We start from the raw sequence: 14,901 nt of genomic DNA, 5'->3' as shown, positions 1-14,901 counted from the left end.
AGTAATCCGAATCAATACATGGCGTGCCTATTTTCAGCGAACTAGAGCTTTTCGAACAAAGAAGAGTGTGATTCGTCTTGCGACGTTCAGCGATACAGTCCCGCGTATTTTTCTACCCGCGCGACTTTGGGTTATTTTCCCTCGCGTCATGGGCTTACGGCGCCACGCTCAAGTCCTGCCGTCCGACTGCAGGCCGAGCGCCTCGCGCTCGGCCTGCACCACGGTCTCGATGCACTGCACGAAGTGCTCCGCCGACGCGGTCAGCACGGCACCCTCGCGATGCAGCAGATACAGCTTGCGCGCGGGCGGCTGCTCGAGCAGGTCCAGCGTCTTGAGCTCGGTCGACGGCCCTGCGCTGCGCAAGGCGAGATGCGTCCATGACGTCACCACGTTGCTATTGACCGCGAGGCTGTAGAAGAGTGTCTGCGAGGCGCAACGCGTCACGCGGCGCGGCACCGGCAGTCCCGCGCGCCCGAACAGATCGTCAAGGAAGGCGCGAAACTCCACCGATGGCCCCGTATGAAGCCATTCGGCATCCTGAAGATCGGCGAGGCGCGTGGCGCCCGCCAGATCGCCGTGGCGGCTCACCGCGAACCACATCGGGTAGGTGGCGAGATGCACACAGCGCGCGGAGGCGAAATCGCGCGCGTCCGCCGCCGCGCCCAACGCGAAATCGAGTGCGCCGTTCTTCAACCGCTCGATGAGTTGCGACGGGCTGAACTCCGCGAATTCCAGTTGCACGTCGGGCATGACGCGCCGGAAATGGTTGTAGGCGCGCGGCAGCACCGTGATGCCCGCCAGCGGCGTCATGCCGATCACCACACGGCCCTGGCGGTTGTCGCGCAGCCGCGCCATTTCCTCGGCGGTGCGCGCCATCTCGTTCACGACCAGTTCCGCGCGCTGCAAGAGCGTCTGCCCGGGTGCGGTCAGCGTCACGCCCGACGAGCTGCGCACCAGCAGCGTCAGGCCCAGTTCGTCTTCGAGATCGCGCAGCGCGCGCGTCACGGCGGGCTGGGTCAGGTGCAGCGTGCGGGCTGCCTCGTGAATGCTGCCGGCTTGCGCGACAGCCAGCAGCGCGCGGAGTTGATTGAGCTTCATGCGTACCTGACCAGACGGCGAGACGGCAGCGCCGCCCGCTTAAGTGATTACCCCAATAAGCCCCCGTTATCAGGATAAGAATTTACGCGTATCGCGTTTATTGCCGCGACTTTACCATTCATGCCATCCGCAATGGGCTCGCATCGATCGGGCCCTCCGGCGCCTCGCCGGGCGCACGACAACGATATCCACCCGGAGACACCCTCGATGCAAGAAGCCGCCCCTCCGCTGGCCCAAGCCCTGCCGCAAGCGCGGCACGCGTCGGCCCAGACCCGGACGATCGTCGCCACTTCGGCGGGCAACGCGCTGGAGATGTTCGACTTCACCGTGTTCAGCTATTTCGCCGGGCTGATCGGCAAGACCTTCTTTCCGGTCGATTCGGGCGCGGGGCCACTGTTGCTCGCCATGGCGACCTTCGGCGTGGGCTTCGTGATGCGCCCGCTCGGCGGCGTGCTGATCGGCAACTACGCGGATCGCGCGGGCCGCCGCGCGGCGCTCACGCTCACCATCGTGCTGATGATGATCGGCACCGCCGCCATCGCGCTCACGCCGGGCTATGCGCAGATCGGCGTGGCGGCGCCCGTGCTCGTGGTGATCGGCCGCCTGCTGCAGGGCCTCTCGGCGGGCGGCGAGATTGGCGCCTCCACCACCTTTCTGATGGAGTCCGGCCCGCTCGCGCGGCGCGGCTACATGGTGAGCTGGCAGGCGGTGAGCCAGGGCGTCGCCGCCGTGCTGGGCGCGCTCAGCGGCGCCGTGCTCTCGGCGACGCTCTCGCCCGATGCGCTCGCGAGCTGGGGCTGGCGCGTGCCTTTCGTGCTCGGGCTCGCGCTGGGTCCGGTGGGCTTCTATATCCGCCGTCGGCTCGATGAGACACATGTCGAGTCACGCCGCGAGGGCAGCGCGTTCCGCGAGATCGTCGACCACTATCTGGGCCGCACCGTGCTGGGCTCGCTGATGCTGGTCGGCAGCACCTCCATGCTCTATATCCTCGTGTTCTACATGCCCGCCTACGCGGTGCGCACGCTGCATCTGCCGATGGCGACCTCGTTTCTCGCGGGCTGCGCATCGGGTCTCGCGATGATCGTGGCGGCGCTCATCTCCGGCCGCTGGATCATCGACCGCGTCTCGCGGCGCAAGCCGCTGTTTGCCGCGACGTCGCTCGCGTCGCTCGTCTGCGTCTATCCGGCCTTTCGCATCCTGATCGCCGCGCCCTCGGTCACGACGATGGTCGTCATCGTCACCGTGGTGATGGGTCTGGCCACCCTCGGTTCGCTGGCGTTCTTCCTGCTCGTCATGGAAGCCTTCCCGGCACGCGTGCGCGTGACCGCGCTGGCCGTGATCTACAGCGTGGGCGTGAGCCTCTTTGGCGGCTTCGCCCAGTTCAACGTCACCTGGCTGCTGCATCGCACCGGCGACCCGATGTCGCCCGCCTGGTATCTGCTCGCAAGCGGCACCCTGAGCCTGCTCGCGCTCTGGCGCTTCCCGGAACAACGCGTGAGCGACAGCGCCGCGCCCTCGGGACCGCCCGGACCTTCCGGGACGCCCACTCAGCGCGCCTGATTCGACCCACGCGGCGCGTCCGTTCTTTGCGCCACCAGACGATTTGCCTGGCAGTCCAGATATTCGGCCAGACGGCCCACGCTTGACCCCGGCCATGCGCGCTGCGCATGCGCCCGCCCCCCTTCGCCTGCGGGTCCCGGGCATACGCCCGGCCCCGTGGCCCTTCATGCCCACGGAGAACATCATGACAGCCCTTGCGCCCGTACTCGAATTCATCGACCGCCAGAGCGCGAACTTCACCGCGCTCTCGGACCAGATCTGGAATCTCGCCGAGCTGCGCTACGAAGAGCATGCTTCCGCCGACCTGCACGTGAAGCTGCTCGAAGCGAACGGCTTTCGCGTCACGCGCGGCGTGGCCGGCATTCCCACCGCGTTCGTCGCCGAGGCAGGACAAGGCGGCCCGACGATCGGCATCCTCGGCGAATACGACGCCCTCTCGGGCTTGAGCCAGGAAGCCGGCGCGCTGACCTGCCAGCCTTCCAGCGAAATCACCAACGGCAACGGGCACGGCTGCGGCCACCACCTGCTCGGCAGCGCCGCGCACCTGGCCGCCGCCGCGGTCAGCCATCATCTCGCGAACAGCGGCCAGCCCGGCACGGTGCGCTTCTACGGCTGCCCCGCCGAGGAAGGCGGCTCGGGCAAAACCTTCATGGCGCGCGCGGGCCTGTTCGACGACCTCGATGCTGCGCTTTCGTGGCATCCGCACGTCTATACGGGCATTTTCCCGGGCGGCTCGCTCGCCAACATCCAGGCCTATTTCCGCTTTACCGGCAAGGCCTCGCACGCCGCAGCGGCCCCGCACCTCGGCCGTAGCGCGCTGGACGCCGTCGAGCTGATGAACGTGGGCGTCAACTATCTGCGCGAGCACATGCTGCCCGAGGCGCGCGTGCACTATGCGGTCACCCACACGGGCGGCCTCTCGCCCAACGTCGTGCAGGCCAACGCCGAAGTGCTCTATCTCGTGCGCGCACCGCGCAACGACCAGGCCGCCGAGCTCTTCGAGCGCGTGAAGAACGTAGCGCGCGGCGCGGCGCAGATGACCGGCTGCGCGGTCGAAATCGTCTTCGACAAGGCCTGCTCCAACCTGCTCGAGAACGCGGTGCTGAGCCAGCTGATGTACGAGCACCTGGAGCGACTCGGCACGCCGCCCTTCACGGCCGAAGAATTCGCTCTTGCCGGCGTGTACCAGAACGAGACCTTGTCCGCCGAAGACGTGGAAGCGTCTGCGCGCTCGCTCAACCAGGCTTGGCGCAATCCGAAGCCACTGTTCGACCGCGTCGATCCGTACGTGCCGAACAAGGGCCGCCCGATCGCCGGCTCGACCGACGTGGGCGACGTGAGCTGGATCACCCCCACGGCGCAGTGCCATACCGCCTGCTATGCGTTCGGCACGCCGCCGCATTCGTGGCAATGGGTGGCGCAAGGCAAGACCGCGCTCGCGCACAAGGGCATGCTGCTCGCGAGCAAGACGCTCGCCGCAACCGCCATCGAACTCCTTGGCGCGCCTGACACGCTGGCGCAGGCGAAGGAGGAACTGCTCGAGCGGCGCGGCGGCAAGCCATACGTCTGCCCGATTCCGGAGGACGTCGCGCTGCCGTTCGAGCGCGAGACGCGCCGCTAAACCCTGGCGCGCCGCATCGTTCATTGAACGCGATGCGGCGCGTGAGCTGGGCGGCACGCGGGCGGCTGGTACGCCGCCCGGTAAAACGCCCATAACCGCCGCAAAACAGGAACACCGCTCAACCATTACTCAGGAATCCATATCGACTGGATCGACCAGGCCAATTCGACATTGCCGTCTTTCCCGCTCATGCACACGCACGCCCGTGGGCCGCGTGGCGAGGGATAGCCGCGGCGCCCCGAAGCCGGCGGCGAGTTCTTCTCGCGCAAATTCAACCGCCGCCGCGCTCGCCCCTTACGACCTTTCTGACCCATCCCTAGAGCAATAAATGTCAGCCAGCCGCCTTTCGATGCGACGGTCGCCGGAGTCCGGCCGTACGCGCATCCGCACCTTCTCCACCGGCCTGCGCCCCGCGCACCTTGCCTGCACCGTTGCCGCGGTCACGCTGGGCGCCGCCAGCTTCACGGCGCGCGCCGACACGAGCAACCTGTTCCTGTTCGACTACCTGCAAGGCCTGCCCTACGCGACGAGCGCCGCCTACTCGCCGGGCGTCACGCTCTACGGCGTGGTGGACGACTCCATCGGCTACACCAAGGGCGCGCACAGCGCGTTCGTGCAGCAAAGCGGCGGCGAGTGGACCTCCAAGGTCGGCCTCTACGGCGTCGAGGATCTGGGCGACGGCTATTGGGTGCGCTTCGCGCTCGAAAGCGGCTTCAACACGGCCACCGGACAACAGGGCAGTCCCGGCACGCTGTTCAACCGCGAGGCGTGGATCGGCCTCGGCTCCAAGCGCACCGGCGAGCTCAAGTTCGGCTTGCAGGACGACGTGGGCGTGCCGCTCTTCGTCGACGTGTTCGGCGAAGTAGGCTCGGTGTCCGCCGTGGGCTATCTGCTGCAGTGGACCAGCGACCTCGGGCCGGGCGCGAGCTACGAGCCGGGGCGCCTGCCGAGCGCGATCAGCTACGCGTCGCCATGGTTCGGGCCGCTCAACGCCCAGTTCGCCGTGGTGCTGCACGGCGCGCAGCCAGCGGCGCCCACGTTCGCGACGCGCAGCGCCGCGCTCAATTATTTCGACGGCCACCTGTTCGCCACGCTCGCCTATATCGGCAATTACGGCCAAAACGCGCTCGTGCCTTCGCAATACGTGCGCACCGACAACTACGCCGCCGGCGTGTTCTACGACGGCGGCCACTACGTGCTCTCCGCGGGCTACAGCTTTCTCGCGCCGCGGCTCGATGGCGACCGCACGGCCTCGGTCTATTCGGTCGGCGCGATCTACCGCTACCGGCAGCGCAACGATTTTCGCGTCGAGCTCGCGTACCGCACGGTGAGCGGCTTCAACGACCGCTCGCTCGGCCTCACGCTCGGCTACGACTACAACCTCTCCGCGCGCACGGCCCTCTACGTGCGCGGCTCGCTCGTGCACAACACCGGCAGCGCTCCGGTCTACGGCAACGAGGCGACGCAACAGCCCACCGTCGACAACATCGGGAACGCCTATACGGGCCCAGGCGGTGTGATGCAGAACTATCGTTCGCCACACGTCGTGCTCGTGGGCATGTATCACAAGTTCTGAGCCTCGGACCTGCACATCAGGCCCACACATCAGGCCCACACTTTGGGCCAACCCCAGGAGGAGAAAGCATGTCGCATCGAATCGGCATCCGGATAGCCGCCATGGCGCTGCTGATGAGCGCCTGCGCCAGCGCTCTCGCGCAAGGCGGCAAGCCCACGGCCAGCTCGCAAACCGCCGCCGCGCCGCCCGCCGCAAGCTCGCCCGCGCCAACCGACCACCAGCTCGCCGCCGCCGTGCGCCACGCCTTGCACGCGACGCGCAAGCGCGGATTGAAATCGACCTTTATCCGCGTGCATGCGCGCGACGGCGCCATCACGCTCACCGGCGTCGTGGCCGACCAGGATCAGATCGCGCTCGCGATTTCAGTGGCCCAGGGCGTGCAGGGCGTACGCACGATCGCCAGCAAGCTCGAGGTGCGCAGCGACGGCGAAATGAAAGGCAGCCAGTAGCCGCGCGCGATGCCGGCATGCGATGAGCCGCGCAGGCTCGACGGGCGTTTTCGCAACGCCCGATGCGCATTGAGTTGACGCTTGCCAGGCGCGGCCCTTACCCTTGCGCCCTGATGGTTCCCGGCGACGGGATCAAAAGGGAACGCAGTGGGCGCACACGCGCCACGAGTCTGCGGCTGCCCCCGCAACTGTGAGCGGCAAGTCCATGCCAAAAGCGCCACTGGGAAACCGGGAAGGCCGGCAAGGGGCGTCGACCCGCGAGCCAGGAGACCTGCCATCGACCGAGGTCCAAGCAGCCGCAAGGGGCGGGGTGTCCCGAAGCGCCAGCACCGCACGCACGCGGTCGCCGTTGCATGGACAGCCCGACCTCAGGATCAGTCGCATGTCCACCATGATTGAAACGGTTTCCGCGCAGGGAGCCCGTCGCCGCCGCATCGCCGGCATGAGCCCGATTTCCGGCCCCGCCAACCAGCAAGCCCGCCGGACCACGCTGCGCCCGCTCGCGGCCGCCTGCACCTTCGCTGCATGCGCATGGCACGGCGCGTACGCCGCCGACGGCGCGCCAGCGGCGCCGCTTTCGCCCGCCGCAGCTTCCACCGCTTCCGAAGACGACACCGGCACCACGCTGCCGAACATTCTCGTGGTGGGCGACACGCAGCATCTGCCGCAATCGTTCGACCAGCGCTACGCGAGCACGCAGGTGCTCACGCGCGAGGACCTCGACCGCCTCTCTCCCGCCGACCCCAGCATCACGGAAGCACTCGCGACGCTGCCGGGCGTGACCGTCTCGCAAAGCGGCGGCCCGGGCTCGCTGACCTCGGTGAGCATTCGCGGCTCGGCGGGCAATCAGGTCGCGGTCTTCATCGACGGCATCCGCGTAGGCTCCGTCACGACCGGCGAGGCCGAGTGGGCCGACCTGCCAACTGCCGCGTTCGACCGTGTCGAGGTGATCTCGGGGCCGGCCGCCGCCTCGTTCGGCGCCGACGCCGTGGGCGGCGTCGTGCAGCTTTTCACGCGTCACGCGTCGAACCTGCCGAATCAGACGACGGTGTCGTTCGGCGGCGGGTCCAACAAGACCTTCGACACGCAGTTGCGCACCTCCGGCACCGTGCCATCGACCGGACCGCTCGCGGCGCTAGGCGGCCTCACGTACGCGCTCGGGCTGCACGACTACAACACGGCGGGCATCGACGCGACACGCCCCTGGGCCTACGGCCACGAGGACGGCCGCAATCCGTATCACGCACAGGACGTGAACGGGCGGCTCGGCTACGCGCGCGACAACTGGTCGATTTCCACGTTCGCGCTGTATCACCGCTCCGACCTTTCCTACGACAATGCGGGCGGCAACGACCGGCAGGCCGATTATCAATTGACGACCGGCGTCGCGTTCCACCTCGACATCACGCCGTTTACGCAATTCGACCAGTCCGTCGGCTACGCGACCGATCGGCAATTCATCTACTCGAACGATCCCACGATACCGACTGACGAATTCAACTCGACGCGCTTTTCCACCTCGAGCTCGATCACGCATCAGGAGACCGGACACGCGCTGTTCGGGCAGCCGCTTTCGGGCGAAACCAAGCTCGCCTACGACTTCTCGCGCGAGCTGGCGTTTCTGCCCGTCGATGTCCCGAGCGGCCTGCCCGCCCGCAACGACTCCGCCGTCTCGCTGCACCAGTCGGCCACGCTTGGCGACGTGACGCTGTTTCTCGCCGGGCGCCACGAGATCGTCCAGGGGCAGAGCGTCAATACCGGTAACGCCGCGCTCTCGTGGGCGATCACGCCGGTCTACACGGCGCGCGTTTCGTACGGCAACGCATTCCGCCTGCCGACATTCAACGACCTCTACTACCCCAGCTACGCGAACCCGAACCTGCAGCCCGAGCGCAGCGACAGTGTCGAGGCGGCGCTCGACGCCAACACGTCGTTCGGCACCTTCACGGCGGCGGTGTACGCCACGCGCGTGCACGATCTCATCACCTACGATGCGCAGACCTTTTTGCCGATCAACGTCGGGCGGGCGCACATCCAGGGGATCGACCTCTCGTACAAGGGCACGCTCGGGCAGTCCACGCCCGTGAGTCTCGCGGTCGGCATTCTCAATCCGCAGGACGTGACCGACCAGACCTGGCTGAACCGCCGTCCGCGGCAGACCGTGAGCCTCAGCGTCGACCACACGTGGGACGAATTCCACCTCCATGCGTTGAGCACCGGCGTCTCGCTGTTATACGGCGGCTCGACCTACGACGATCAGTTCAATACGCTCTATTTACCGTCGTATACGACGGTGAGCCTGCGAGCCTCGTATAAGGTGAATACGCACCTCATGCTGTCCGCGTCGATCTCGAATCTGTTCAACCGGCAATACATGACCGTCTACGGCTACAACACGCTGGGCCGGACAGCGTTCGGCAAGCTCACTTATACGTTCTGATGCCAGACGGTGCGCCGCTCACGCCGCGCACCGTCTGCAGTCAAGAAATCCATTCGGCGTGCAGCTTGTCGCTATCGCCTAGATAGTCGAGCACCCAGCGCAGCACGGGCGGCGTTTTCTGGCCGTACCATGCAACGCAGCATGGGCTAGGCGTCTTGGGGTGTGCGATCTGCTTCTCGATCAGGCGGCCGGACTCGACGAAAGGCCGCGCAAGATGCACGGGCATATAGCCGACGCCCAGCCCCTCCACGAAGCAGTTGATGGCGCGCTGCCAGTCCGGCACCACGAGCCGCCGCTGGTTGAGCAGCAGCCAGGTGTCGCGGCGCGGAATTTCTCGCGCGGTATCTTCCAGACAAATCGCCGGAAACGTGGCGAGCACCTCATTGGTCAGCGGCGACTGGGCAGCAGCCAGCGGATGATTCGGACTCACGAGAAACGCCCACTCGATCGCGCCCATGTCGCGAAAGCAGAATTCCCCGCCAACCGGCACCGCCGTTGTCGCACCGATCGCAATGTCGGCGCGCCCCGTGGCGAGCGCCTCCCACACGCCGTTGAACACCTCGATGCGCACGATCAGCTCGACGTTGTCGAAGTGCCGATAAAAATCGGCCATCAACGCATTGATGCGATGACTCGACACGATATTGTCTAACGCAATCGAAAGACTCGGTTGCCAGCCGTTGGCCACGCGCAGCGTTTCGCGGCGAATCTCCTCTATTTTGTTCAGCAGGCCCCGCGCTTCGTTCACGAAATGCTGCCCGGCCTCGGTGGGCACCACGTTGCGATGCAAGCGCCGGAACAACACGACGCCCAGTTCTTCTTCAATGTTCCGGACCGCGTAGCTCACGGCCGAGGGCACCCGATGCAGCGTCCTCGCTGCGGCGGTAAAGCTGCCGGTTCGTGCGATCAGCTCGATGAGCTGGAGCGACTCGATAGACAGCACTTCACGTCTCCTTGCTGTGAATTCCTTTGAAGGCACGCGTGAAAATATACCGTTTCACGTTCGATCCGCGCAGATCGATACTGTTACGGGCAGTATTTGAACAACAACGCGTTTTTTAGAGTGGAGGAATTATGGCAAACAACGTAATAGGACTTGGCGCCATAGCGGCGCTCGGTGGCTGCGCGGTCGCCCTGCAAGGGCAATTCATGGGACTAATGGCAAAGAGCATTGGCACGACCGGCGGCATTTTCGTGAATTACATCAGTGGCGCCGTGCTGGCGATCGTGCTGCTGGCCGCGGCTCAAGGCGGCAGTCTCAAGGCATGGACCGAGGTGCCGTGGTATGCGCTTTCGGCTGGCGCGCTCGGCCTCGTCATTGCAGGATCGATTGGCTATACCGCTTCGCGGCTCGGGCTGACAACGGCGTTTACCATCATCGTGGCCACGCAGTTTGCCGTGTCGGTGATGCTCGATCACTTCGGCTGGCTTGGCGCCACCGCACGCCCGCTCGAAATGACGCGCGTCCTGGGAGTGGGCGCAATCATTACCGGTGTCTGGCTCACCTCGAAATGACAGAAAGGCCGGCTGAAATAATCAGGCCCGCCATTGCGGAAAATGTAAAGCGAGGATTCTTAAACGGCTGCAATGAAAAACGCCGGCAGGCGAATGCTTTGCGGTGAGAACCGTAGCCGGCGTTGCGCCGCTCCTCGTGGGAGTCAGCGCAACGCCGGCTGTGGCCAGGCGGCTTTATCGGGCCGCCGGATCGAACACACTTCTATCAGGCTGCGGCTGCGGCTGCCGCTGGCGCAGCAGGGGCGGGCGCTGCGGCGGCACGTGGCTTTCGTGCTGCCGTCTTGCGCGGCGCAGCAGCCTTCTTCGCGAGTGCGCCTTGCTTGCGACCGCGCTTGGCGGCTACGGGAGTGGCGGCACGGCCGGCCGTCGTCTTTTTCGCGGCGGCGGTTTTTGCGCCGGCCTTTTTCGCAGCCGCGGTCTTCTTCGCGCCGGCGGTTTTACCCGATGCAGCCTTGGGCGCCGCACCTGCCTCGATCAGGAATTTCGAGCGGTCCTTGACGTCGCGAATCCAGGCCGGCGCACGTCCGCGCCCGGTCCAGGTCGCGCCGGTTTTCGGATCGGCGTATTTCGGCGCGACCGGATGCGCATTGGGATGCAGCGCTTTCGCTGCGCCATTTGCGGCCTTGGCGCCCGGCTTGCGGCCACGCCTTTTCCCGACGAAGCTCTCGATATCGGCAAGGTTCAAACCGTGCTTGTGCATCAGATCGCGAATTTTTGCGAGCCCGATGGACGATTGCTTTTCGGCAATCGCTTCCGCCTGTTTCTGCAGCTTTGCGATCTTTTGGGTGATCGCGTCCAACGTAACCATACTTACTCTCCCTGTCAGGAATTCACCCCCAAGCAACCGTTTAAACTTCGTTTGCATGTCGAAGTTTGGCTTGGCCCATTTAGGCAATGCCGTCATGCCACACACAATTATGAACGCAAAACGGCAATACATGCAAATTGGCGGCTATTAGCGCGCTCATTCGCAGATCAATCGCGACGATTTCGAAGCCGAATTCTTCCGAATCCTTTCATTCGATGACACGGATCGGGGCGATTGCCGGAACCCGGTCCGCACGCGGCACATTTGAGATTCACGATACTACCTTTGAAAAAGTCGAGCTTGCCGCGAGACAATCCAGCTTCGGCGAATGACATGTGGTGCTTTTAGCCAATTGCAAGGGCAAACGATTGGCTTTCGCGCGCGCGAATGATTACACGTCATTTCAGGAACAGCAGCCGCCCTGGACAATTGCAATGGCGCACTCGTCCCGATCGAACCATTGCGCGTTGACGCCGGGATCGAGAAGCACGAGGTCAAACCATCATTTGCGCTCCGCCCGGCGCGAATACGTCAGATCATCTAGAATGCGCAAGCTGACGGTCCGGCGTCGGGTGCGCTATCCGTGTTTCGATGCCGACGCATTCCTGCGATACCGCCGCCGCCAGCCTCCGGTTTGCTCAACATGCGGCTCACCGTGCGGATCCTTTCCGAACCTTGCACGCCATGCGTGCGCTCAGGGCCCTGCTTTAAAGACCGGCTTGCCCCTTTCCGATACCAACCGGCCTCGCATGTGCGTACACGCATAGACGATGCGCCGCGAGCCACGTCTCGCAATACGCGTGGCGCAGGCGCGGCGGGTGACGAATGCACGTAGCCTGTTACCGATAACATCCAGCACGCCGCGCGATTCGCGGCTCAGTTTTTTGAACGATAGACATGAGTGCACCCGTCGAATCTCCCATTCGCCCCGCAAGCCGCGCACCCGATGCTGCTTCGCGCAACGCTGCTGTCGCGGCGCCCCTCGTCGAGCCGCCGCACGGACTCGCTCTTGCCGAGCTGTCCCTCGCGCTCGGCGGGTTTGCCATCGGCACCGCGGAATTCGCGGCCATGGGCATCCTGCCGGAGATGGCCGGCGACCTCCACGTGTCGATCCCGCAAGCGGGGCACATGATCAGCGCCTATGCGGCCGGCGTTGTCGTCGGCGCGCCGCTCATCACGGTTGCGCTCGCGAGAATGCCCAAGCGCGCGCTGCTGATCGTCCTGATGCTGCTTTACGCCATTGGCGATGGCGCGACGGCGATCTTCCACAGCTATACGTTTGCGCTTGCCAGCCGCTTCATCGCAGGGCTTCCGCATGGCGCCTATTTCGGGCTTGCGGCGCTCGCTGCGGCCGCGCTCGTGCCTCCGCACAAACGCGGCGCCGCCATCGGCAAGGTGATGCTGGGCTTGAGCGTCGCCAACGTCATAGGCGTGCCGGCGGCCACGTGGCTCGGCCAGGCACTGGGCTGGCAAGCCTGCTTTGCGGCGGTCGCCGTCATTGCGCTGATCACGGCGGGCATGATCGCCTGGTCGGTGCCGCGCCTGCCGATCTCGGGCAAGGCGAGCCCGCTCACCGAGCTCGGCGCGCTCGGCCGCCCTCAGGTGCTGTTGACGCTGCTCGCTTCGGCGGTCGGCTTTGGCGGCATCTTTTCCGTCTATAGCTATGTCGCGTCCACACTCACCCACGTGACGCAAATCGCCAGTTATCACGTGCCCTGGGCATTGGCGCTGATCGGGCTCGGGATGATTGCCGGCAATACGGCCTGCGGATGGCTTGCAGACCGCTGGCTCAAGCGGACCATGCTCGGCATGTACGCATTCACGGCGGCGGTCTTGCTGGTGTTCGTGGTGGCCGCGCCTCATCTCTGGGCGATGCTGGCGATTCTCTTTTGCGTGGGTGCGGGGTCGGCCTGCACGCCGGCGTTCCAGTCGCGGCTGATGGATGTGGCGGGGGATGCGCAGTCGCTGGCGGCAGCGCTCAATCACAGCGCGTTCAATATTGCCAACGCATTGGGCGCATGGTTGGGCGGGCTCGTGATTGCCGCCGGATTCGGATGGGTCGCTACGGGCTGGGTCGGCGCGATTCTCGCCGCGCTAGGGATAGGCGTGCTGCTGTTTGCGTTCGGCCTCGAGCGCAGAGCTGCATAGACCGCCGCGCGGCGCGCGCAACGAACGACGCCGGCCATGAAAGCCGGCGCCGGTTGCAGCGAAGCAAGGTGAGGGCCGGCTCACTCTCATAACAGGCCCTCGCTGCAGCGCGTTACTGCATGTGCTGACCGCCGTTGATGGGGATGTTCGCGCCGGTGACGAAGCTCGCGTCGTCCGAGCACAGGAACAAGATGAGCGCGGCGACTTCATCCGGATTGCCGAGACGGCCCATCGGGATCTGCGGCAGGATCTTCGAATCGAGAATCTCCTGCGGAATGGCGGTGACCATCTTCGTCGCGAGATAGCCCGGCGAAATCGTGTTCACCGTCACACCCTTACGGGCGACTTCTAGTGCGAGCGATTTCGTGAAGCCGTGCATGCCGGCCTTTGCCGCCGCATAGTTCGTCTGGCCCACGGCGCCCTTGGAGCCGTTCACCGACGAAATATTGATGATGCGGCCCCAGCCGTTCTCGACCATGCTATCGCACAGCGGCTTCGCGATGTTGAAGATGGAGTCCAGGTTCGTGCGCAGGACCGCATCCCAATTGACCTTGTCCATCTTCTTGAAGGTCATGTCGCGCGTGATGCCGGCATTGTTGATCAGAATGTCGACAGGGCCGATTTCGTTCTTGATCTTCTGCGAGCCGCGCTGGCACGAATCGTAGTCGGCGACGTCAATGGAATACGCGTGGAAATCGCGGCCCGTCTCCTTCATTCTGGCCAGCCAGTCCTTTGCGCCTGCGTTGTCCGGCGAGTGCGTGACGACGACCTGATAGCCTGCGTCGTACAGCCGTACGCTGATTGCCTCACCGAGACCGCCCATACCACCCGTTACCAATGCAATACGCTTAGTCATGCTATCTATCCGCGAGATAAAATTTCAATGAACCGTGTGGCACGCCGTGATTGGAGCACCACCTCTTGCATCACCCGGCGTCCTCGCACGCGAGGCGAAGACCGCTCGGGCAAGATCGCGCGGCTTATAGTGTCCGTCTTGTCTTGCGCGAAACTTGTTCGGCTCACCCACTAACGCACGTTTCGTGCCTCGCGGGCAAACCGCTTTTCCTTAGGGCCTGTTCACGTCAATAACAGGCGCGTGAACGGGCCCTGGTACTACCTGGACAGCCGAACCCGGCTGAATTCAGGCGCGTTCAAGCGCGAGCGCCACGCCCATGCCGCCGCCGATGCACAGCGAGGCCAGACCGCGCTTGGCATCGCGACGGTGCATTTCATGCAGCAGCGTCACCAAAATGCGGCAGCCCGATGCACCGATCGGGTGACCGATTGCAATCGCCCCACCGTTCACGTTGATCTTCGACGTGTCCCAGCCCATCTGCTTGTTCACGGCCAGCGCCTGCGCCGCGAACGCTTCGTTGATCTCCATGAGATCGAGGTCGCCCACCGACCAACCCGCGCGCTCGAGGCAGCGCTTCGAGGCCGGCACCGGGCCCATGCCCATTACCTTAGGATCCACGCCGCCGGTCGCATATGCCTTGATGCGCGCGAGCGGCGTGAGGCCCAGCGCCTCGGCCTTCTGCGCCGACATCACCAGCACCGCTGCCGCGCCGTCGTTCAGGCCCGAAGCATTGGCCGCCGTCACCGTGCCTTCCTTCGAGAAAGCAGGTTTCAGGCCAGCAAGCGATTCGGCTGTCACGCCGTGACGCACGAACTCGTCGGTGTTGAAGA

At 65.1% G+C, this 14,901-nt stretch carries 12 protein-coding genes and 1 riboswitch; of the genes, 7 read left to right on the top strand and 5 right to left on the bottom strand.

The genetic code is table 11. The features are described from left to right. Window positions 1–168: 168 nt before the first annotated feature. A complete protein-coding gene (locus tag EYW47_RS15805) occupies window positions 169–1,098 on the bottom strand; it encodes a LysR family transcriptional regulator (protein WP_133195749.1) in 930 nt (309 codons plus the stop codon). 207 nt (window positions 1,099–1,305) lie between these two features. Between EYW47_RS15805 and EYW47_RS15800 the strand changes: the two genes are divergently transcribed. The 5 genes from EYW47_RS15800 (at window position 1,306) to EYW47_RS15780 (ending at window position 8,744) form a co-directional block, all read left to right on the top strand. Next, window positions 1,306–2,658 (top strand): MFS transporter, encoded by a 1,353-nt coding sequence (locus tag EYW47_RS15800; protein ID WP_240763718.1) that lies wholly within the window; start codon window positions 1,306–1,308, stop codon window positions 2,656–2,658. A gap of 184 nt (window positions 2,659–2,842) precedes the next feature. Next, entirely contained in the window at window positions 2,843–4,279 is a 1,437-nt protein-coding gene (locus EYW47_RS15795; protein WP_133195747.1) for a M20 family metallopeptidase, read from the top strand. A 328-nt stretch (window positions 4,280–4,607) separates the two neighbouring features. Then, the gene (locus EYW47_RS15790) at window positions 4,608–5,855 is read left to right on the top strand and encodes a porin (RefSeq protein ID WP_133195746.1); all 1,248 of its coding nucleotides are present in this window, start codon (window positions 4,608–4,610) and stop codon (window positions 5,853–5,855) included. A gap of 68 nt (window positions 5,856–5,923) precedes the next feature. Continuing rightward, window positions 5,924–6,304, top strand: a complete 381-nt coding sequence (locus tag EYW47_RS15785; protein ID WP_133195745.1) for a BON domain-containing protein — start codon at window positions 5,924–5,926, stop codon at window positions 6,302–6,304. Window positions 6,305–6,401: 97 nt separating this feature from the next. After that, a riboswitch (cobalamin riboswitch) is annotated at window positions 6,402–6,597 on the top strand. A 149-nt stretch (window positions 6,598–6,746) separates the two neighbouring features. Further along, complete coding sequence (locus EYW47_RS15780) at window positions 6,747–8,744, top strand: TonB-dependent receptor domain-containing protein (RefSeq protein ID WP_377785012.1); 1,998 nt, start codon at window positions 6,747–6,749, stop codon at window positions 8,742–8,744. A 40-nt stretch (window positions 8,745–8,784) separates the two neighbouring features. Here EYW47_RS15780 and punR read toward each other — a convergent pair whose 3' ends face one another. Beyond that, entirely contained in the window at window positions 8,785–9,687 is a 903-nt protein-coding gene (punR, locus tag EYW47_RS15775; RefSeq protein ID WP_133195744.1) for a DNA-binding transcriptional activator PunR, read from the bottom strand. Between the two features lie 131 nt (window positions 9,688–9,818). Between punR and EYW47_RS15770 the strand changes: the two genes are divergently transcribed. Further along, window positions 9,819–10,259, top strand: a complete 441-nt coding sequence (locus tag EYW47_RS15770; RefSeq protein ID WP_133195743.1) for a DMT family transporter — start codon at window positions 9,819–9,821, stop codon at window positions 10,257–10,259. Window positions 10,260–10,464: 205 nt separating this feature from the next. Here the strand turns inward: EYW47_RS15770 and EYW47_RS42435 are convergent, their stop codons facing one another. Then, entirely contained in the window at window positions 10,465–11,163 is a 699-nt protein-coding gene (locus EYW47_RS42435) for an H-NS histone family protein (RefSeq protein WP_276322949.1), read from the bottom strand. 801 nt (window positions 11,164–11,964) lie between these two features. On the opposite strand from EYW47_RS42435, the gene EYW47_RS15760 reads away from it, so the two are divergent. Further along, entirely contained in the window at window positions 11,965–13,215 is a 1,251-nt protein-coding gene (locus tag EYW47_RS15760; RefSeq protein ID WP_133195742.1) for an MFS transporter, read from the top strand. A 112-nt stretch (window positions 13,216–13,327) separates the two neighbouring features. Here the strand turns inward: EYW47_RS15760 and phbB are convergent, their stop codons facing one another. Next, complete coding sequence (phbB, locus tag EYW47_RS15755) at window positions 13,328–14,071, bottom strand: acetoacetyl-CoA reductase (RefSeq protein ID WP_133195741.1); 744 nt, start codon at window positions 14,069–14,071, stop codon at window positions 13,328–13,330. 285 nt (window positions 14,072–14,356) lie between these two features. Then, a partial coding sequence (locus EYW47_RS41855; RefSeq protein ID WP_240763716.1) for an acetyl-CoA C-acyltransferase occupies window positions 14,357–14,901 on the bottom strand: 545 nt, incomplete at its 5' end.

This window comes from Paraburkholderia silviterrae (genome assembly GCF_004353915.1).
Classification (GTDB): Bacteria; Pseudomonadota; Gammaproteobacteria; order Burkholderiales; family Burkholderiaceae; genus Paraburkholderia; species Paraburkholderia silviterrae.
Note: the sequence above shows the minus strand (reverse complement) of the source record. Positions and strands in the feature narration are given on the sequence as shown.

Coding starts and splice junctions, on each gene's coding strand:
- EYW47_RS42435 (WP_276322949.1), bottom strand. CDS start 11,163: ATGACGGCATTGCCTAAATGGGCCAAGCCAAACTTCGACATGCAAACG.
- EYW47_RS15800 (WP_240763718.1), top strand. CDS start 1,306: ATGCAAGAAGCCGCCCCTCCGCTGGCCCAAGCCCTGCCGCAAGCGCGG.
- EYW47_RS15790 (WP_133195746.1), top strand. CDS start 4,608: ATGTCAGCCAGCCGCCTTTCGATGCGACGGTCGCCGGAGTCCGGCCGT.
- EYW47_RS15780 (WP_377785012.1), top strand. CDS start 6,747: ATGAGCCCGATTTCCGGCCCCGCCAACCAGCAAGCCCGCCGGACCACG.
- EYW47_RS15795 (WP_133195747.1), top strand. CDS start 2,843: ATGACAGCCCTTGCGCCCGTACTCGAATTCATCGACCGCCAGAGCGCG.
- EYW47_RS15805 (WP_133195749.1), bottom strand. CDS start 1,098: ATGAAGCTCAATCAACTCCGCGCGCTGCTGGCTGTCGCGCAAGCCGGC.
- EYW47_RS15785 (WP_133195745.1), top strand. CDS start 5,924: ATGTCGCATCGAATCGGCATCCGGATAGCCGCCATGGCGCTGCTGATG.
- EYW47_RS15760 (WP_133195742.1), top strand. CDS start 11,965: ATGAGTGCACCCGTCGAATCTCCCATTCGCCCCGCAAGCCGCGCACCC.
- phbB (WP_133195741.1), bottom strand. CDS start 14,071: ATGACTAAGCGTATTGCATTGGTAACGGGTGGTATGGGCGGTCTCGGT.
- EYW47_RS15770 (WP_133195743.1), top strand. CDS start 9,819: ATGGCAAACAACGTAATAGGACTTGGCGCCATAGCGGCGCTCGGTGGC.